Raw genomic sequence first — 18,571 nt, 5'->3', positions numbered from 1 at the left:
CCCCATGAAGCGAGCCATGGACGGCTCCTGGAATCGATCCACGCACACGGAGGTGCCGCGGTGATCTCGTTGACCCGACTGTCAGGAACTGTGTTCCTGCTCAATGCCGACCTGATCGAGCGTGTCGACTGCACGCCCGACACGGTGGTGACGCTCGTCGACGGCACCAAGTACCTCGTGGCGGAGTCGCTCGACGACCTGCTCGAGTCGGTGGTCCGCTACCGCGCCCTCATCGTCGCCCGCTCCTCGCTCCCGGACGCGACCGTGATCCCGCCCGTGGGTTCCGTGGCGCCCCGACCGACCCGCCTGAGCGCCGTACCGCTCACCGACCGCCACCGTGGAGGAACCCCGTGAAGGACATCGCCACGCCGGTCGGCATCGTTGCCGGTCTGGTCATCATCGTCGTCGCCAACATCATGGAGGGCGGCAACCCGATGAGCCTGCTGCTCCTGCCGCCCATGCTGCTGGTGCTGGGTACGACGGTCATGGTGACTGTTGCCGGCGGCACCCTGGCGGACGCGAAGGCCGCGGGCAAGAACATCGGCCGCGCGCTCAACGGCAAGGTCGAGCCGGCCGACGCACTCGTGCCCCAGGTGGTCAGCCTCGCCGAGCGCGCCCGGCGCGAAGGTCTTCTCGCGCTCGAGGACAGCCTGCGCGACATCGACGACCCGTTCCTGGTCAAGGGCGTCACGATGGCGATCGACGGCACCGACCCGGACGACGTACGCGACATCCTGGAAGCCGAGCTGCGCGCCAAGAAGCGCGACGACAAGCAGGCCGCGAAGTTCTTCGGCGACGCCGGCGCCTACGCGCCCACCATCGGCATCATCGGCACCGTCATGGGCCTGGTCCACGTGCTCGAGAACCTCGCCAGCCCCGAGGAACTGGGCCACCTGATCGCCGGCGCCTTCGTCGCGACGCTCTGGGGCGTCATGTCCGCCAACGTGATCTGGCTGCCGATCTCCAGCCGGCTCAAGCGCATCGGCGAGCTCGAGTGCGCCCGGATGGAGGTCGCCATCGAGGGCGTCGCCGCCATCCAGGCCGGCGCCAACCCGCGCCTGGTCGCGGAGAAGCTCCGCTCGCTGCTGCCCACCGGAACGGCCGAACGGGAGGCCGCCTGATGTCCGGACACGGGCCGCCACGCCGGCGACATCACGAGGAGGAGCACGAGGAGGGCCACGAGGGCAACGAACGCTGGCTCGTCACGTACGCCGACATGGTCACCTTGTTGATGGTGCTCTTCATCGTCATGTTCGCGATGTCGACCGTCGACGAGAAGAAGTACCAGCAGCTCAGGGAAGGCCTGGCCGTCGGCTTCGGCCGCGAGCAGTCGATCCTCAGCGGCGAGAGCCCGATCAGCAACGCCAAGGGCGCGAACGACCCCGCCGACGCGTCGTACCAGATGCTGCTCGCGCAGGTCCCCGAGTCGCAGCGCGAACAGGTCGTGCAGATCATGAAGGAGTCCGACCGCCTCCGCAACGAGCGGGCGTACGGCGACGCGACCGCCGAGGTCGACCGGCTCCTGAAGGTGTGGAAGGCCGTCGACAAGGCACTGCGCAAGCAGGGGCTGCGCGAGGACGTGCGCGCGACGATCGACGAACGTGGCCTGGTGGTCAGCCTGGTCTCGCAGCACGTCGTCTTCCAGCCCGACATGGCCGAGCTCACCGCGCGCGGTCGCCGGGTGGTCGACACCCTGGCACCCGTCCTGGAGCTCCTGCCGGAGCCGATCGAGCTGGACGGGCACACCACCCAGGAGAAGGTGAAGCCGCGTTTCTATCCGACGGACTGGGAGCTCTCGCTGGCCCGCGCCGCGCACGTGCTGCGCCGGCTCGAGGAGGTGCACGGAGTGCCTGCGCGACGGCTCCGCGCCACCGGGTTCGGCCACACCAAGCCGCTGATCGACCCGTCCCGGGCCGACTCGCAGAAGATCAACAAGCGCGTCGACATCCTCGTCCTCAGCCAGGCACCGGCCGAGACCCGTGCCCTGATGGGTGAGGCGTACGCCGACCTGCGCCGCGAAGCCGGGCTCGTCGATGACGAGGACGCGCCGCCGCCTCCCGGCACCGACCACAGCACCGGCCACAGCACCGACGACAGCACCGACACCGACCACCCGACGGCCTCCGGCCGACCCGGCAGCACCCGCCAGGAGGAACTCCCGTGAGCACGATGACCGCCCAGAACGCCGCCACCACCGAGCAGCCGGCCGACTCCGGCACGACGAAGAAGATCGGCATCGTGGTCCTCGCGATCGCCCTCCTCGCCGCCGGCGCCTGGTACTTCCTGCTCAAGCCCGAGGGCAAGGTCGAGCCGAAGCCGGGCGAGGTCGTGCAGATCGAGGCGATCCAGGTGAACCTCGCGTCGGGCCACTACCTGCGCCTGGGCCTGGCCCTGCAGCTCACCACGACCGCGCACGAGGTCGACGGCAGCAAGGCCCTCGACGCGGCGATCAGCGTCTTCAGCGGCCGACCGGTCGGCGAGGTGAACAAGCCGGAGATGCGTGAGGAGCTGCGCGCCGAGCTGAACAAGGAGCTCGAGCACCGGTACCACGGTGACGTCATGGAGGTGTACTTCACCGAGTTCGTGACGCAGTAGGGGTCTCGAGACGGTTGCTGCGCAACCTCCTCGACCAACGAGGACGTCGAGTCCCGGGACGGTCCCCGGGACCGTTGCTAGTCAGTTCGGGCCACACAGTCGTGGCCGCTCGGCGTCGTCGCGACCCCTCAGGTCCCTGATGGCGGCGACGATGGACCCTCCGTGACTCTCGCTCCGCAGCGGCCCCGCCGCCGTGCTCGTACGGCCGAACCGACGCCGTACGACTTCCGGCGACCGATCCAGCTGTCGCGTGAGCACCAGCGCACCCTGCAGCTCGGGTTCGACGGGTTCGCGCGCCAGGCGACCACCGTCTTCACGAGCTCGCTGCGGACCGTCTGCGCGGTGAGCCTCGTGGGCATCGACCAGCGCACCTATGCGGAGTACGTCGACAGCCTCGGTCCGTCGACGTACCTGACCCTCTTCTCCGCCGACCCGATGCCGGGCACGGGCGTGCTGGAGATCCCGCTGTTCGCGACCATGTCGTGCATCGACCACATGCTCGGCGGGCCGGGCTCCGACGAGCAGCCGGACCGGCCGTTGACCGAGATCGAGGACGGCGTGATCCGCGGGCTGGTCGAGCGCCTGCTCAGCGAGATGCGCTACTCCCTCGACGGCATCGTGGTCCTCGACCCGAGGATCACCGGCAACGAGTACAGCCCCCAGTTCGCGCAGGCCGCCAGTGCCGCCGACGTGATGGTGGTGGTGAGCCTCGACCTGCGGATCGGCGAACGGGCGCACCGGATGTCGATCTGCCTGCCGTTCTCCGGGCTGCTGCCGCACCTGGCGAACGCGTCGGGCAGCGGCGCCGTCTCCGACCGGGAACGCGCCCAGCGCGCCGAGTCCGCGCAGCTCCTGCACGAACAGTTCAACCGGGTGCCCGTCGCGGTGTCGGTGCGGTTCCGGCCGATCACCCTCGACCCCGAGGTCCTCGCGGCACTGCAGCCCGGCTCGGTGGTCCGCCTGTCGCACCCTGCCTCGGCCCCGCTCGACGTCACCGTCGCCGGCAACACCTTCGCCCACGCCACCCCCGGTGCTCGCGGCCAGCGCCTGGCCGCCCTCATCGTCACCACGCCCGAGGAGAACTCATGACCACCGAACCCGATCCGGCCCAGTCCGTGGCCCAGTCAGTCGCGGAGGCCGCAGCGCAGTCGCTGCCGGCCGTCACCCCGCTGACCCTGGGCCCGGTCCAGCCCGGCTCGCCGCACGTCACCGCGGCCTTCGCCGGTGGCGCGATCGCCGAGCTCGACGGCGGAGTACCCGGGTCAGTGGCCATCCTGATCGGCAAGGAGCTGGTCGACGCGCTCGCCTCCAGCCCGCTCGGCGGACTCGATGTCGCCGCCGCGATCCAGCCGGCCATCGACGCGGCCGCGTTGCGCCTGGGCGCTCGCGCCCGCAGCGCCCGCACCCTCGACCTCGGCGCCGACGGCTTCGACATCACCACCGAGCTCGGCGCGGCGTTCAGCACCGTGCCGCTCATCGGCCTCGGCATCGCCGCGGCGGTGCTGGTGCCGGAAGCGACCCTGGCCGGAGGACGCGAGCCGCTGGCCGATGACGACGTCTCCCTCCTCGACGCCGGCGCCCGCGCCGACGTACCCCCGGCCCTGGACGCACCCTTCGTGCCGGCCTTCGGTACGACGCCCGTCCCGCCGCGTGGTCTGGAGCTGCTGCACGGCGTCGACATGGAGGTGACGGTCGAGCTCGGCCGCACCCGGATGACGGTCCGTGACCTGCTGGCGCTCACGCCCGGTGCCGTCCTCGAGCTCGACCGTGCAGCCGGCAGCCCGGCCGACCTGCTGGTCAACGGCCGTCTCGTCGCCCGCGGCGAGGTCGTCGTCGTGGACGAGGACTTCGGCCTGCGGGTCACCGAGATCGTCGACGCCGCAGCGGCGGTCTGAGTCCATGTCCGGCGCTGACTCGAGCATTGGAGAACTGGCCGTCCGGCTGGTCGGCTCGCTCGCGGTCGTCGTCGGGCTGATGCTGCTGATCGCGCGGACGGTGAACCGCCGGTTCAAGGCGCCCAGTGGCGCGGCGATCCAGGTCGTGCACCGCCAGGCGCTGGGACGCGGCATGGGGGTCGCGGTCGTCTCGGTCGGCACCCGGGTGCTGGTCATCGGCACCACCGAGCAGCAGGTCACCCTGCTTGCCGAGATGGAGCCCGACGAGATCGGTCTCGACCTCGCAACCGAGGAGCCCGCCGACCCGGCACCCGCACGTCACAGGCGAATCGGCCCTGTTTCGGAGGAATCTCCGACCAGAACGCTGGTGACGACGGCCCCGACCGGCCCCCTCGCCGGTTCCGTCCTCTCCCCGCAGACGTGGAAGCAGACACTCGCCGCGTTCACCGGCGGGGCCGCAGAGCCAGCACCCCCGCGACGGCGCGCGTCATGACCGCCCTGCGTCGGCTGATCATCCTGTTGGTGGGGACGATCGGCCTGGTCCTCCTTGCCCCGACGACGGCCCTGGCCCTGCCGATGGCGCTGTCCAGCGAGCCCGCCGGCCCCGACGGACCCAGTGGTCCGGCCAGCGGCGGCTCGGTGCAGATCGACCTGACCGGCATGACCGACAAGCCCAGCAACAGCCTGGTGGTGTTCCTCGCGCTGACGCTGGTCAGCCTGCTGCCCGCGATCCTGCTGACCTGCACGAGCTTCACGAAGATCCTCGTGGTGCTGGGCCTGACCCGCAACGCGCTCGGCCTCCAGCAGACGCCCAACAACCAGGTGCTCGCCGGCCTCGCCCTGTTCCTGAGCCTGTTCATCATGGCGCCGGTGCTGGGGCAGATCAACGACGACGGCGTCCAGCCCTATCTCGACGGGGACAAGAAGACGTCGGAGGCGTTCCACGACGGGATGGAGCCGCTGCGGGCCTTCATGCTCGACAACACCGGTGACGACGAGCTGATGCTGCTCACGAGCGTCGCCGACCGCGAGCTCCCGGACAACCGCGACGACGTCTCCACCGCCACGCTGATCCCGGCGTTCGTGCTGTCCGAGCTCAAGGACGCCTTCATCATCGGGTTCATCATCTTCATCCCGTTCCTGGTGATCGACATCGTCGTCAGCGGGGCGTTGATGAGCCTCGGCATGATGATGATGCCGCCGGTGATGGTGTCGCTCCCGTTCAAGCTGCTGCTGTTCGTGATGGTCGACGGCTGGGCCCTGGTCATCAAGTCCCTCGTCGCCTCCTACGGAACCGGTTAGGTGCGCCATGACCGACACCGCGATCATCGAGATCGCCCTCAAGACGATGCTGGTGGCCCTCAAGCTGTCGGCCCCGATCCTCGCCACAGCGCTGGTGATCGGCTTCGTGATCTCGCTCTTCCAGTCGATGACGCAGATCCAGGAGTTCACGCTCTCCTTCGTGCCGAAGCTCGTCGGGGTCGGCCTGGCACTGCTGTTCTGCGGCAACTGGATGCTGCACACCCTGATCGCGTTCACCCAGGAACTCTTCGACCTCCTGCCCGGCCTGCTCGTCTAGCCCGCACGCCATGATCCTGACCGTCGACGGTGCCCAGCTCACCGCGCTGCTGCTCGCTTCCGTGCGCGTGGCCACGTGGCTGATCGTCGTACCGCCGTTCTCGACGCGGGGCATCCCGTCGATGGCGAAGGTGGTCCTGGCGCTGGGGCTGTCGCTGTCGATGGCGCCGACGCTGGCCACCGAGGCCCTCCCGAGCACGACGCCCGGGCTCCTCGTCGCGACCGCGTCCCAGGCACTGATCGGCCTGGCGATGGGCTACGTGACGATGCTGCTTTTCTCCGCGATCGGCGCGGCCGGTGCGCTGATCGACCTCTTCGGCGGCTTCGCGCTCGCCTCTGCCTGGGACCCGCTGGGCATGAACATGAACACCGTCTTCGGACGGTTCCACCAGATGCTCGCGACCATCCTGCTGATGGCGTCGGGGGGCCATCTGCTGGTGATCGGCGGCCTGCTCAGCACGTTCAAGTACCTGCCGCTCAACAGCATGCCGGACATGTCGAACTGGGACGCCGTGCTGGTGACGGCGTTCTCGATGTTCTTCACCGTGGCCGTGCAGATGGCCTTGCCGATGATCGCGGTGCTGTTCGTCGCCGACCTGGCCCTCGCGCTGCTGACCAAGGTCGCGCCGCAGCTCAACGCCCTCAACGTGATGTTCCCGGCCAAGGTCGGTCTCACGCTGCTGCTGCTCGGCCTGTCGTTCCCGATGCTGCCCGGCGCCGTCGACAACCTGGTCGAGCTGGCGAACGAGGCGATGGCCTCGATGGCGGGAGCGGGGTGACCGGGTGAGCGAGGAGAAGACCGAGAAGCCCACTCCGAAGCGCAAGAAGCAGGCGAAGAAGGACGGGCAGGTCCCCCGGACCCCCGAGCTCGGCGGCTGGGCGGCACTGCTGGTCGTGACCCTGGCGATGGGGCCGTTGCTGGACAACGAGCTCAACGCGATCCGGACCATGATGAGCGTCCACCTGCGCGCGACCGCGGACCCGTCGATCCCGCTGGCCCTGGACCTGCTCGCCGACGCATCGCAGCACGTCCTGCTGACGCTGGTGATCCTGGGCTCCATGGTCCTGGTGGTCGGCGTGGTCGCCGCACTGGCGCAGGGCGGCTTCTACCTCTCCCCCAAGCTGGTCAAGCCGGACGCGAAGAAGCTCGACCCCATCAAGGGCGCGAAGCGGGCGTTCGGCCCCCACGCGTTGTGGGAGGGCGTGAAGGTGCTGGCCAAGAGCAGCGTCGTGGCGTTCCTCGCCTACGGCGCCGTGCGCTCGATGATGCCGCTGGTGGGCGACGTGCTGCCGATCGAGACCGTGCTGGGCCTGCTCGCCGACGAGGTCTCCCACCTGATCCTCAGCGTCGCGGTCGCGGGCCTGGGCATGGCCGCAGCCGACTACGCGATGATGCGCCGCCGGATCGGCAAGCAGACCCGGATGAGCCACAGCGAGATCAAGCAGGAGCACAAGCAGGCCGAGGGCGACCCGATGATCAAGAGCGCGATGCGCAGCCGCCAGCTCGCGGCCGCCCGCAACCGGATGATGGCCGACGTCGCCACCGCCGACGTGCTCCTGGTGAACCCGACCCACGTGGCCGTGGCGCTGCGCTACGACCCGTCACGCGGCGCTCCGCGGGTCGTTGCCCGGGGAGCCGGGGCGATCGCCGCGAAGATCCGCGAACGGGCCGCCGAGGAGCGCGTCCCCCTCGTGCAGGACGTCACCCTCGCGCGCGCCATCTACCGCAGCTGCGAGGTCGGCCAGGAGATCCCCCGCGAGCTCTGGGCCGCCGTCGCGCAGGTGCTGGCCTTCGTGCTCAGTCGCCGCAACGCCGGTCAGTACGGCGGAAAGCACCGCTCCCCTCGTCGTACCGAGGAAGTGCCGGAGGTCCTCACCGCGGCCGGACGGCGGCGGGCGATCGGCACCTGACGGGTGCAGGAATCCCTCAACCCCGCACCGCTGCGGCCGATCAAGCAGTACGACGCCAGGACGGCGTCCCCATTGCAGTGCCACGGACGGCGCTCGGCTGTCGACCCCGGTCGACCCGCGAGAGGCTGATCCACCCCATGGACGTGAAGTCGCTGACGAAGCTCGGTGTCCCGCTCGGCATCGTGATGATCGTCGTGATGCTCGTGGTGCCCCTGCCGGCCGTGCTCCTCGACGTGCTGATCGCACTGAACATCACCGGCGCGCTGCTGGTGCTGATGGTCGCGATGTTCATCCACAAGCCGCTGGAGTTCGCCGCCTTCCCGTCGGTGATCCTGGTGATGACCCTGTTCCGGCTGGCGCTCAACGTGAGTGCGACCCGGCTCGTCCTGGTCGACGGGTACGCCGGCAAGGTGATCGACACGTTCGGGCACTTCGTCGTCGGCGGGTCCCTGATCGTCGGCCTCATCGTCTTCTCGATCCTGCTCGTCATCCAGTTCCTCGTGATCACCAACGGCGCCGGCCGTGTCGCCGAGGTCGGGGCGCGGTTCGCCCTCGACGCGATGCCCGGCAAGCAGATGGCGATCGACGCGGACCTCAACTCCGGCCTGATCGATGAGGACGAGGCGCGTCGACGGCGGGCCGAGGTGCACGCCGAGGCCGACTTCCACGGCGCGATGGACGGTGCGTCGAAGTTCGTGAAGGGCGACGCGATCGCCGCGATCATCATCACGCTCGTCAACCTCCTCGGGGGTTTCGCCATCGGCGTCGCCCAGAACGGCATGCCGTTCGGCGAGGCGATCCAGACCTACTCCCTGCTCTCCATCGGCGACGGCCTGGTCTCCCAGGTCCCGGCCCTGCTGCTGTCCGTCGCCACCGGCCTCATCGTCACCCGCTCGGTCGCCGACTCCGACATGGGTTCGGACATCGTCGGCCAGGTCTTCGCGCGCAAGATGCCGTTGCGCGTGGCCGGGTTCGGAGCCCTGGGGCTGTGCCTGATCCCCGGCCTGCCGAAGATCCCGTTCCTACTCGTCGGAGGGCTGTTCCTCATCGCCGCCAGCCGGATCGACGAGAGAGCGGCCGAGGCGGAGGCCGCCAGCGGTACGACGACCGGCGAGCTCGTCGAAGCACCCGACTCCCCCGAGGCCCTGGCCGCCGAGATCCGCGTCGACCCCCTCGGCCTGGAGCTGTCCGCCGACCTGATCGACCTCGTCGATGCCCGCGCGGGCGGCGACCTGCTCGACCGGGTGAAGGCGCTGCGCCGGAAGGTGGCCGGCGAGCTCGGCATCGTGATCCCGCCGGTGCGCACCCGCGACAACCTCGAGCTGCCGCCGAACACCTACGCCATCACGCTGTACGGCGCCGAGGTGGCCCGCGGCGAAGCGCCTCGTGGCACGGTGCTGGCCATCGGCGACCACCTCGGGTCGTTGCCCGGAACGCCCACCCAGGAGCCGGTCTTCGGGCTGGAGGCCAAGTGGATCCCGGCCGAGCTGCGCCACCAGGCGGAGATCGGTGGCGCCACCGTGGTGGACCGTGCGTCGGTCGTCACGACCCACCTCTCCGAGGTCGTCCACCAGCACGCCAGCCGCCTGCTCGGCCGCGAGGACGTCCGCCTGCTGACCGACATCGTCAAGCGCTCGCACCCGGTCGTCATCGAGGAGCTCACGCCGGTGCAGCTGCCACTGGGCGAGGTGCAGCGCGTGCTGCGGGCCCTGCTCGACGAGCGGATCCCGATCCGCGACCTGGTCCGGATCTTCGAGGCCCTGTCCGTTCGTGCCACCGCGTCCAAGGACCTGGACGGCCTCGTCGAAGCAGCGCGCGCGTCCCTCGAGCCGTCGCTCGCGTCGTCGTACGTCTCCGACGGCGTGCTGCACGCGATCAGCTTCGACCCGGCCCTCGAGCAGCAGATGCTGGAGGGCCTGCGTCCCACCGAGCAGGGTGCCGTGATCGTGCTGCACCCCGACGTCGCCCAGAACGTCCTGCTGGGCCTGGTCCAGAGCGCGCAGAACGCCGAGAATGCGGGCCTTCGCCCGGTCCTCGTCTGCGCACCCCAGCTCCGGGCCGCCGTACGACGACTGGTCGCGCCGGCCGTCGAACGGCTCCCCGTGCTGGCCTACTCGGAGCTGGGCGCGGCCCGTCAGGTGCGCTCGGTCGCGGTCGTCGGCTCCACCGGCGCCGTCGGCGCCCACCCGGTCCTCACCACGGCCGGTGCGTGATGGCGCGCCGTCGTACCCGCCCCGCACCGGAGACTCCGGCACTGATCGACCTGCGCGTGCTGTTCGTGGCTGCGCTGGTGGCCTCCCCGGCGGCGTACCGCGCCAGCCAGGGCCTGCTCACGGTCGACCAGGCGCTGACCCGGTTCCTGCTCGTGGCGCTCGCCTGCACCGCCGTGAGCACGCTGTTGCGGGCGGTCTGGCCGATGGTGGCCGGGCCTGCGCCCGAGACCGTCCCCGTGGAGGCCGGAGAGATCAGCCCGCGACCGGAATGACCCACTGCAGGGTCGTGCCCTCGCCGGGCGCCGTCGTCACGTTGAGGTGACCGCCGAGCTCGGCAGCCCGCCCCGCGAGGTTCGCGGAGCCATGCCCCGGGGTCACGCTCGACTGATCGAACCCGACCCCGTCGTCCGCGACCCGGAGCCGGAACCACTCCGAGGACGCCGACATCTCGACCACGACCGAGGAGGCTTCGGCGTGCCGGGCGATGTTGGACAACGCCTCGCGCAGCGTGGTGAGCACGTGGGTGTTGGCTTCCGGCGCGAGCGCTCGCTCGACCTGGCCCGTGATGCGCAGCACCGGCTGGAAGCCCAGCACGACGGCGTACTCGCTGAGGAGTGAGCGGACCTCCTCCAGCAGCGGCTTCACGGGGCCGGCACCGAGCTCGAAGATCGCGGCACGCAATTCCTTGATCGCGATGTCGAGGTCCGTGATGGCTCCGTCGACGCGACCGCGCAGCTCTTCGGGGTCGAGCCCGCGCGCGCCCTGGAGCTGCATACCGGTCGCGAACAGCCGCTGGATGACGAGGTCGTGGAGGTCGCGGGCGATCCGGTCGCGGTCCTTGGCGACGAGCAGCTGCGCACGATCGCGCAGGGCCTGGTCACGATCGAGGATCAGGCCGAGCTGGAGTGCGGTGACGCCGACGAGGTCCAGCATCACGCCACGCAGCGACGGCGTCTCGTGGGCCTTCTCCACGACGATGGCCCCGGCGCCGCCGGACAGGCGGGTGTGGACGGGAACGATCAGGGTCGCGTTGCCCGGCGACTCCGGGATCCGGATCGGCATCCGCGCGTCCACCACCGCGCGGATCTCGGTGTTCAGCCGCTCGATGACCTCCGGCGCGGCCTCGGAGTCACCAGCCACCTGGAGGATCTCGATCAGGCCGTCGACCCGTCGGACGTAGGCGACCACCTGCGCATCGCACAGCTCACGCAGGGAGCCGACGAGCTCATCGAGCGCGTCCTGCACCCGGGCGCGACCCGACAGGTCGGTGCCGACCTCGCGGGTGCCGACCAGCCAGCGGCGGCGCCACTCGACCTGCTCGTACGCGCGAGCGTTGTCGATCATCACGCCGGCGGCGCGAGCCAGCGCTTCGACGAGCGCCTGGTCGCGGGCCGTGAACGGCGCGCCCCCACGCTTGTTCCCGAGGTACAGGTGGCCGAAGGCCTGTTCGTCGACCAGCACCGGGGCGCCGAGGAAGCTGTCGATCACCGGGTGCCGGTCCGGGTAGACGCCGGTCGCCGACGGGTGCGTGGTGACGTCGTCGATCCGGATCGCACGCCGCTCCCGCGGTACGAGGCCGAGCAGGCCGGAGCCGGTCGGCAGCTCCGTGATGTGCGCGAACTCCTCGGCCACGGCCGGGTTGGGCACCAGCTCGGTGAAGGCTCCGTCGTCGTCGACGATGCCCAGGACGCCGTACTTCGCATCGGTGAGCTCGCACGAAGCAATGACGATGCGTGTCAGCACGCCGCGCAGGTCGCGGTCGGACCCGATCGCCACCACGGCGTCGAGCAGGGCGCGTGCCTCCGGCGGCAGTTCGAGGTCCATCGCGTCGATCCCTCCCACAGCGATCGCTGACTCCTCAGGCTAGCGGGATTCTTTACTTTTGTCGGAGCTCGACACGGATCCGATCGGCATCGGAATCACGGACCTGAGTCAGAACCGCCGCAGCTGGTAGATCCCACGGGTGCGCGCGACGACCGTCCCGGCCTCGTCGGCGACCTCGGTCAGCAGCTCGAAGTCGGACTTGCCGCGCTCGGCGTACTCCGCCAGGACGCGGGCGATCTCCTCGTCGCTGAGCGTGGTCCGCGCGACGACGTCGGTCATGGCAGGGCGCAGGAAGTCGATCTCCACCCGCTTGACCAGCGGCACACCGCCCTCCGCGGCGAGCGAGGTGCGGGCGAAGACGCCACCCAGCAGTTCCGCCACGGTGAACAAGGATCCGGCGTACGACGTCCCGAAGTGGTTCACGTTGGGCGCGCTCGGAAGGCGCGCCGCCACCGAGTTCGCCTCCGCCTCGATGATCTCGACACCCATCGCCGCGACGATCGGGATCAGTTCCTTGATGCTGGCGGTGATCTCGTCAGTGATGCTCATCGGGCCAACCTAGTGGCCCGATGAGCTCACGGGGATCAGGCGACGTCGTACGTCGAGAGGCCCAGGCGCGGGTGCGCCGAGCCCTTGAGGAGCACGTCGACCACGAGGTCGACGTCATCGATCATCGGGACGTGGCCGCACTTGGGCAGCGTGACGTGGGTGGCGTCCGGCAGTGCCTTGCGGGCGCGCTTCGCCTGGTACGGGAGCAGCACCAGGTCACGGGTTCCCCAGGCGACCGTGACGGGGATCGAGGGGTCGATCGGCCGATCGAACGGCTTGCCGCCGTCGATGATCGTCTTCAGGGCGGGCTTGGCGGCGACCAGTCCGCGCAGGTCGCCGAGCGCGAGCTCGGGGGTCAGGCGGCCGCCGTGAGTCATCAGCAGGCCCATGGCCGCCGCACGACCGGGCGCCGTGCGCAGGATGGCCGGGGCGATCGGCTGGGCGAGGGTCGCCGCGCCGGTCAGAGCGACGAAGACAGCGCGGATGTAGGCGAACTCCAGCGCGCCGCTCCAGAACCCCGCCGGGGCAAGGGTCGTGGCGCTGCTGACCAGGTTGTCCGCCGCCGCCTCGAGCGAGATCCGGCCACCGAGCGAGTTGCCCGCGATGTGGGGCCGATCAAGTCCCTGCTCGTCGAAGAAGTCGATCAGGATGTCGCGCAGCGTCTCCTGCACGGGACGCCCGTCAGGCACCAGCGCGGGCGACTCACCGTGGCCGGGAAGGTCAAGGATGATCACCTCGCGGTGCTCGGCGAGCCGATCGACGATCGGGTACCAGGCCTGCCTGCGGTGGCCGATCCCGTGGACCAGGACCAGCGGTTCACCCGAACCAAAGCGTTCGTGGGCAAGCATCTTGACCTCGCTTTCGCACGCCGCCGTTGGCGCACAGTTAGGTGCAACTTGTAGTTGCGCATACCGACAGTAGGCAAAGTGCTAACTGGGCGCAAGCATTCGGGCGAACGAGATTGATGTGGCTCACGTCACACGGTCGGGCCGGTCTCGCTCAGCCCGAACCGGTCGTGCAGACGACGGAGCGGGCGGGGCGCCCACCAGTTCGCCTCGCCGAGCAGCCGCATCAGCGAGGGCACCAGCAGGGCCCGCACGATGGTCGCGTCGATGATCACGCCGAGCGCCATGCCCACGGCGATCTGCTTCATGAAGAAGACCGGACTCACCGCGAACGCCGCGAACACGACCGCGATCATCAGGGCCGCGGCGCTGATGATCCGCCCGGTCTTCGCGACACCGTGGGCCACGGCGTCCTCGTTGGACATCCCGCCGTCGCGCAGCTCCTTGACCCGCGCCATCACCAGGACGGCGTAGTCCGTGGCGAGCGCGAAGGCCACGGCGAACAGGAAGACCAGGCTGGTGACCTCGACGGCGTACGGCCCGGGGTAGTCGAGCAGCCCGACGAGGAACTTGTGCTCGAAGACGATCACCAGGATCCCGAGGGACGCGGCGAGGGTCATCGCGTTCATCACCAGTGTCTTCAGGGGCAGCAGCACGGACCCGGTCAGCAGGAACAACAGGCCGACCGTGAGCGCGATGACCAGGCCGATGGTCAACGGAGCGTTGGCGACCAGGCTCTCCTTCTCGTCGACGAAGCTGGCCGTGTTGCCTGCGGTCAGCAGGCGGGCTCCGTCCGGTGCGGCCAGCTCCCGCACCTGCGCCAGTGCGTCCTGCGACCGGTCGGAGAGAGCCGGCCCGTCGAAGGATCCGATCGTGTAGGCCACGGTGTCCGAGACCCGCACGAACGGCGGGATCGTGTCGGCGACATGGTCGAGCGCCGCGATCTGCTGGCGCAGTCCTTCGAGCTCCGCGTCGGTCGCCGGTCCGTCCACGGTCAGCGACAGGCCCTCGGTCACGGCCCGGTCGTAGTGGTCGTCCAGGTAGGCGTTGACCTCGTAGGACTGCTGTCCCGGCGGCACGGCCTGCGCACTCGGGCCGGTGAGATGGGTGCCGAGCAAGGGGGCGGCGAGGGCGACCAGGACCACGGTCGTCGCGATCGCCACCAGCACCGGCCGCTTCATCACGGCGCGTGCGACGCGAAGCCACCGGGTGGAGGTGTCGGAGACCGCGGGCCCGCGGCGGATCGACAGCGCGTTGATGCGGGGACCGAGCACCGCCAGCAGGGCGGGTACGACGATGACGGCCATCGCGGCCGACAGCACGCCGACCACGGCGCCCGCGGCACCCACCGAGTAGAGGAAGCGCTGCGGCATCACGATGAGCGCGGCCATCGCGCCGGCGACGGTCAGCCCGGAGAACACCGCCGTACGACCGGCCGAGGCGACGGTACGACGGTGCGCCTCCTCCGTGTAGCCGTGCTCCGCCGTCTCCTCGCGGTGGCGCGACACGATGAGGAGCGCGTAGTCGACCGCCAGGCCGAGGCTCAGCGCAGTCGCGATGTTGAGGGCGAAGAGCGAGGTGTCGACGAGGCTCGCCATGATCCGCAACGCGAACAGGGTGCCGATGATGGACAGCGCCCCGAGCAGGAGCGGCACGAAGGCCGCGACCATGCTGCGGAAGACGATCAGGAGCAGGATCCCGAGCAGCGGGAACGCGATCAGCTCGGCGTTCTGGAGGTCCTTGCGGGTCTGGTCGTTGACCTCGTTGAAGCTGGGCGCGTAGCCGCCGTACCCGACGTCGAAGAGGTCCGAGGCGACGTTCTTGCGCACCGACTCGTCGGCCAGCCCGCCCTTGTCCTCGAGGTCGCTTGTTGCCAGCTGGGCGGGCAGCGCGATCGACTCCCGGTCGGCGGGGATCAGGCCCGGCGCCGCCGCGGGGTCGTCGAGCGGGTTGACCACGTGCCCGACGTACGCCGACTCCCGCATCGCGTCCGCCAGCCGGTCGACCTCCGCGACGACCTCGGGCGAGGCCACGTCGATCGGCTCGCCGTCGGGGTCACGGAGGAGGACGACGAGCCCGGGCTGCGCGGTGTACCCGAGCGCATCGGACAGTACGGCGCCCGCCTGCTCGCTCTCGGAGGACGGGTCCGTGAACCCGGCCGCCTTGAGGTGGTGCTCGACGTCGTGCCCGAAGAACCCAGCGACGAGCACGAAGCCGAACGCAGCCAGCAGGACCTTCTTCGGGTGCCGCCAGGTCAGGCGCGCGAGGCGATCGAACACGCTCGCACGCTAGCGCCTCACGGCGCCGCGCGGGCGTCTCTCAGGCGTGACCTGTGCCGCGCTGCGCAGTTTCGAGCGCGAGCGCCTGGCCGCCGGGTACGCCCGGTACGCCGGGGCAGGCGTCTCCGGTTCGTGATCCGCGAGCAGCGCCGAGAGCCGCCCGGGGACCCTACTTTCCGCTGTGTCCAGGCCACTCCCCACGAAGGTCGGTGCGGCGTACCGTGGAATCCGCGCTCGGGGCCCCGCCCTTTGAGAGGAAGTCCCCATGATCACGGATCACGCGAAGACGCGCCGAACAGCCCCACGACGCGGCGTCCTGACAGCGTCCGCCGCCTGCCTTCTCCTCGTCACGATGATGGCGGGGGCTGCGAAGGGTTCGCCTCCAGACCGCGATTCCGCGCAGGCGGAGTCGGCCAATCGCCCGGCCGAGACGTGCGTGGCGTCCAGAGAGATGATCGCGGTCATGGTCGAGCAGTTCGGACTGACCACGAAGCAGGCCAAGGCTCGCATCCTCGGCGAGTGCAGGGCATCGGAGATCCGTGAGGCCGCCATCGCCGCGGCGGGCGACGCGTTCGCCGGCGCCTACTTCGACAGCACGACGAACCAGCTCGTCGTCGCGGTGACCAGCACGGCGGTGTTCGACGCCGTTCGCGCGACGGGTGCGGTGCCCGTGCTCGTGTCCACCTCCTACGCCGAGCTCGAGCACTCCCTCCATGTGCTCGACACACGAACGGCCCCACCGCCGACGGTCACCGGCTGGCGCATCGTCGAGGACGAGAACACGATCGTCGTCGACGTGGTCGGCGGGCCGACGCAGAACGTCAAGACGTTCGTGGCCGGAATCGCCCACGTGACCGTGCACTACAACCAGCCACCCGTGGAGACGACGGCGGACCTGGTCGGCGGAATGCCGATCTTCGGCAGCGCTCGCTGCTCGCTGGGCTTCACCGCCCGCAACGCGGCGGGAGTTGTCTACGTCATCACCGCCGGCCACTGCACGAACCTCGGGGGCACGTGGTCCGGGCCCGCCGGACCGATCGGCCCGGTGGCCGGAACCTCGTTCCCGACGAATGACTATGGTCGAATCCAGAGGACCAATACGGCCTGGGTGCCCACGTCGAAGATCCAGGGCGGTTCGTCCGTGCTCGGCAAGACAGTCGCTGCCGCCGGCACGACCGTCTGCCGCTCGGGCAGCACGACCGGCTTCAAGTGCGGCACGATCCAGGCGATGAACCAGACGGTCTGCTACTCGCAGGGCTGCGTCTACCAGATGACCCGTACGAACGTCTGCGGCGAGCCGGGCGACTCCGGTGGGCCGTACGTCTCGAGCACCCGCCAGGCGCAGGGGATCCTGTCGGGCGGCAACGGCAACTGCACGAGCGGCGGGACGACGTTCTTCCAGCCGATCAACGAAGTTCTGAGCGTCTACGGGCTGACGCTCGTCATCGGCCCCTAGCAGGAAGCCAGGCGCCGCCGACACGCCGTGGCGCCACTCGCGTCCTGGGTTGAGCCTCCTCGACGGGCGTCACGTTCGACAGGCGGAGCGCGGTGGCCGCGGACACCAGCATGCAGACGGCGACGGCGAACCAGGCGTGGGTGAAGGCTGCGTCGCGGTCTCCTCCCCCGACGATCGTCACGAGCATGCTGACCCCGAGGGCGAGGCCGACCTGACGGGCCATGGTCACGACCCCACCGCCCGTGGAGGCCTGCGCCGGGGGCAGGGTCGCGGCTGCCGCGGCCAGCAGGTTCGGCATGGCCAGACCGACGCCGACGCCGCCGAGCACCCAGGCAGGAAGGAAGCCCGTCCAGTACGCCGGCGTCGGGTTGAGCGCGAGGGCCTGCCACAGCGCCGATCCGCCGAACAGGAGGCTGCCGAGCGCGACCATGTGACCGGGACGGGCGTGCGGGTGGAGACGGTGCGCGAGCACGGACGTGATCGGCACCGCGAGCGGCCCGAGGGCAATCGCGAGCCCGGTCTGCAGGGCGCCGTACCCCCAGGCCAGCTGCAGCCACAGGATCGCGCCGAGCAGGGCGGCCCCGAAACCGGCGTTGAAGACGAGGGTGGCGACGCTCGCCCACCGGAACGCCGGTACGGCGAGCAGGGCGGGCGCGATGATCGGCGAGGGGTGCCGGGCGCTGCGGCGACCGAAGACGATCAGGGCGCCGACAGCGATCGCGAACGCGCCGAGCACGCGCGCCGAGGTCCAGCCCCAGTCACTCGCCTGCACCAGTCCGAGCACCAGTCCGCCCACGGCCAGCACGAGCACCAGCGCACCGACCAGGTCGGGCAGCGGCGTGCCCTCGTCGTGCCGCACGTCCGGGACGTAGCGGAGCGCGCCGACGACGAGCAGCAGCCCGATCGGCAGGTTGATCCAGAACGCCCACTGCCACGACAGCTGGACCAGGCCACCGCCCAGCGCGGGGCCGAGTGCCGCAGCCACCGCTCCGGTCATGGCCCACAGCCGCGCGGCCGACGCCCGCTTGTCAGGCGCCACTGCGGCGAGCAGCAGCCCGAGGCTCGCCGGGGTCATCGCAGCCGCACCGACTGCCTGGAGCACGCGAAAGGCCACCAGCCACCAGATCCCCGGCGCGAAGCCGCAGGCCACGCTGGCCGCGATGAACAGGCCCATGCCTGCGATGAACCCGCGCTTCTGCCCCGTCCGGTCCGCCAGCCTGCCCATCGGCACCAGCAGTGCGGCGTACACGACGGCGTAGGCGTTGAGGATCCAGCTCAGCTCGGAGAGGTTGGTGCCGGCGAAGTCGTGACCGATCTCGTCGAAGGCGACGTTGACGATGAAGAGGTCGACGCCCGCCAGGAACGCCGCTCCGATCAGCACCGCGGTCACGATGCGCTGACTCTGGATTGCCATAGCCAGAGACTC

Annotated in this window: 19 protein-coding genes; 14 read left to right on the top strand and 5 right to left on the bottom strand. The window is 70.2% G+C overall.

Going from position 1 to position 18,571, the window contains the following annotated elements; genetic code table 11:
* The first annotated feature begins 60 nt into the window (after window positions 1–60).
* The 13 genes from ACOACQ_RS06855 (at window position 61) to ACOACQ_RS06795 (ending at window position 10,464) form a co-directional block, all read left to right on the top strand.
* Entirely contained in the window at window positions 61–354 is a 294-nt protein-coding gene (locus ACOACQ_RS06855; RefSeq protein WP_378606191.1) for a flagellar FlbD family protein, read from the top strand.
* On the top strand, window positions 351–1,121 hold the full coding sequence (locus ACOACQ_RS06850; protein ID WP_378606188.1) for a motility protein A: 771 nt from the start codon (window positions 351–353) through the stop codon (window positions 1,119–1,121). Before ACOACQ_RS06855 ends, ACOACQ_RS06850 begins: the two co-directional genes overlap by 4 nt.
* Window positions 1,121–2,164 (top strand): OmpA/MotB family protein, encoded by a 1,044-nt coding sequence (locus ACOACQ_RS06845; RefSeq protein ID WP_378606185.1) that lies wholly within the window; start codon window positions 1,121–1,123, stop codon window positions 2,162–2,164. The genes ACOACQ_RS06850 and ACOACQ_RS06845 overlap by 1 nt, the downstream gene beginning before the upstream one ends.
* Window positions 2,165–2,169: 5 nt before the next feature.
* Window positions 2,170–2,595, top strand: a complete 426-nt coding sequence (locus tag ACOACQ_RS06840) for a flagellar basal body-associated FliL family protein (protein ID WP_378606209.1) — start codon at window positions 2,170–2,172, stop codon at window positions 2,593–2,595.
* Between the two features lie 162 nt (window positions 2,596–2,757).
* The gene (locus ACOACQ_RS06835; RefSeq protein WP_378606182.1) at window positions 2,758–3,684 is read left to right on the top strand and encodes a flagellar motor switch protein FliM; all 927 of its coding nucleotides are present in this window, start codon (window positions 2,758–2,760) and stop codon (window positions 3,682–3,684) included.
* On the top strand, window positions 3,681–4,490 hold the full coding sequence (fliN, locus tag ACOACQ_RS06830) for a flagellar motor switch protein FliN (RefSeq protein ID WP_420287950.1): 810 nt from the start codon (window positions 3,681–3,683) through the stop codon (window positions 4,488–4,490). The genes ACOACQ_RS06835 and fliN overlap by 4 nt, the downstream gene beginning before the upstream one ends.
* A 4-nt stretch (window positions 4,491–4,494) precedes the next feature.
* Window positions 4,495–4,983: a FliO/MopB family protein gene (locus tag ACOACQ_RS06825; protein WP_420287949.1), complete on the top strand. Its 489-nt coding sequence runs from the start codon at window positions 4,495–4,497 to the stop codon at window positions 4,981–4,983.
* A complete protein-coding gene (gene fliP, locus ACOACQ_RS06820; RefSeq protein WP_378606173.1) occupies window positions 4,980–5,792 on the top strand; it encodes a flagellar type III secretion system pore protein FliP in 813 nt (270 codons plus the stop codon). Before ACOACQ_RS06825 ends, fliP begins: the two co-directional genes overlap by 4 nt.
* A 7-nt stretch (window positions 5,793–5,799) precedes the next feature.
* Window positions 5,800–6,069: a flagellar biosynthesis protein FliQ gene (gene fliQ / locus ACOACQ_RS06815; RefSeq protein ID WP_378606170.1), complete on the top strand. Its 270-nt coding sequence runs from the start codon at window positions 5,800–5,802 to the stop codon at window positions 6,067–6,069.
* Window positions 6,070–6,079: 10 nt separating this feature from the next.
* Complete coding sequence (locus ACOACQ_RS06810) at window positions 6,080–6,847, top strand: flagellar biosynthetic protein FliR (RefSeq protein ID WP_378606167.1); 768 nt, start codon at window positions 6,080–6,082, stop codon at window positions 6,845–6,847.
* Between the two features lie 4 nt (window positions 6,848–6,851).
* Window positions 6,852–7,979 (top strand): EscU/YscU/HrcU family type III secretion system export apparatus switch protein, encoded by a 1,128-nt coding sequence (locus tag ACOACQ_RS06805; protein WP_420287948.1) that lies wholly within the window; start codon window positions 6,852–6,854, stop codon window positions 7,977–7,979.
* A gap of 137 nt (window positions 7,980–8,116) precedes the next feature.
* On the top strand, window positions 8,117–10,192 hold the full coding sequence (flhA, locus tag ACOACQ_RS06800) for a flagellar biosynthesis protein FlhA (protein ID WP_378606158.1): 2,076 nt from the start codon (window positions 8,117–8,119) through the stop codon (window positions 10,190–10,192).
* Window positions 10,192–10,464, top strand: a complete 273-nt coding sequence (locus ACOACQ_RS06795) for a hypothetical protein (protein ID WP_420287947.1) — start codon at window positions 10,192–10,194, stop codon at window positions 10,462–10,464. The genes flhA and ACOACQ_RS06795 overlap by 1 nt, the downstream gene beginning before the upstream one ends.
* On the opposite strand, the gene ACOACQ_RS06790 is transcribed toward ACOACQ_RS06795, so the two are convergent.
* The 4 genes from ACOACQ_RS06790 to ACOACQ_RS06775 all read right to left on the bottom strand — a co-directional run bounded on the left by ACOACQ_RS06790 (window position 10,445) and on the right by ACOACQ_RS06775 (window position 15,689).
* On the bottom strand, window positions 10,445–12,016 hold the full coding sequence (locus ACOACQ_RS06790; RefSeq protein WP_378606152.1) for a GAF domain-containing sensor histidine kinase: 1,572 nt from the start codon (window positions 12,014–12,016) through the stop codon (window positions 10,445–10,447). The genes ACOACQ_RS06795 and ACOACQ_RS06790 overlap by 20 nt on opposite strands.
* 108 nt (window positions 12,017–12,124) lie before the next feature.
* Window positions 12,125–12,565, bottom strand: a complete 441-nt coding sequence (locus ACOACQ_RS06785) for a YiiD C-terminal domain-containing protein (RefSeq protein ID WP_420287946.1) — start codon at window positions 12,563–12,565, stop codon at window positions 12,125–12,127.
* A gap of 35 nt (window positions 12,566–12,600) precedes the next feature.
* Complete coding sequence (locus tag ACOACQ_RS06780) at window positions 12,601–13,413, bottom strand: alpha/beta fold hydrolase (RefSeq protein ID WP_378606145.1); 813 nt, start codon at window positions 13,411–13,413, stop codon at window positions 12,601–12,603.
* A 128-nt stretch (window positions 13,414–13,541) separates the two neighbouring features.
* Window positions 13,542–15,689, bottom strand: coding sequence for an MMPL family transporter (locus tag ACOACQ_RS06775; protein ID WP_420287945.1), 2,148 nt, complete (start codon window positions 15,687–15,689; stop codon window positions 13,542–13,544).
* Between the two features lie 463 nt (window positions 15,690–16,152).
* On the opposite strand from ACOACQ_RS06775, the gene ACOACQ_RS06770 reads away from it, so the two are divergent.
* Window positions 16,153–17,145: a S1 family peptidase gene (locus ACOACQ_RS06770; RefSeq protein ID WP_420287944.1), complete on the top strand. Its 993-nt coding sequence runs from the start codon at window positions 16,153–16,155 to the stop codon at window positions 17,143–17,145.
* Here the strand turns inward: ACOACQ_RS06770 and ACOACQ_RS06765 are convergent.
* Window positions 17,132–18,559: an MFS transporter gene (locus ACOACQ_RS06765; protein WP_420287943.1), complete on the bottom strand. Its 1,428-nt coding sequence runs from the start codon at window positions 18,557–18,559 to the stop codon at window positions 17,132–17,134. The genes ACOACQ_RS06770 and ACOACQ_RS06765 overlap by 14 nt on opposite strands.
* Window positions 18,560–18,571 lie beyond the last annotated feature (12 nt).

Source organism: Nocardioides sp. CPCC 206347 (genome assembly GCF_048654605.1).
GTDB lineage: Bacteria > Actinomycetota > Actinomycetes > Propionibacteriales > Nocardioidaceae > Nocardioides.
Note: the sequence above shows the minus strand (reverse complement) of the source record. Positions and strands in the feature narration are given on the sequence as shown.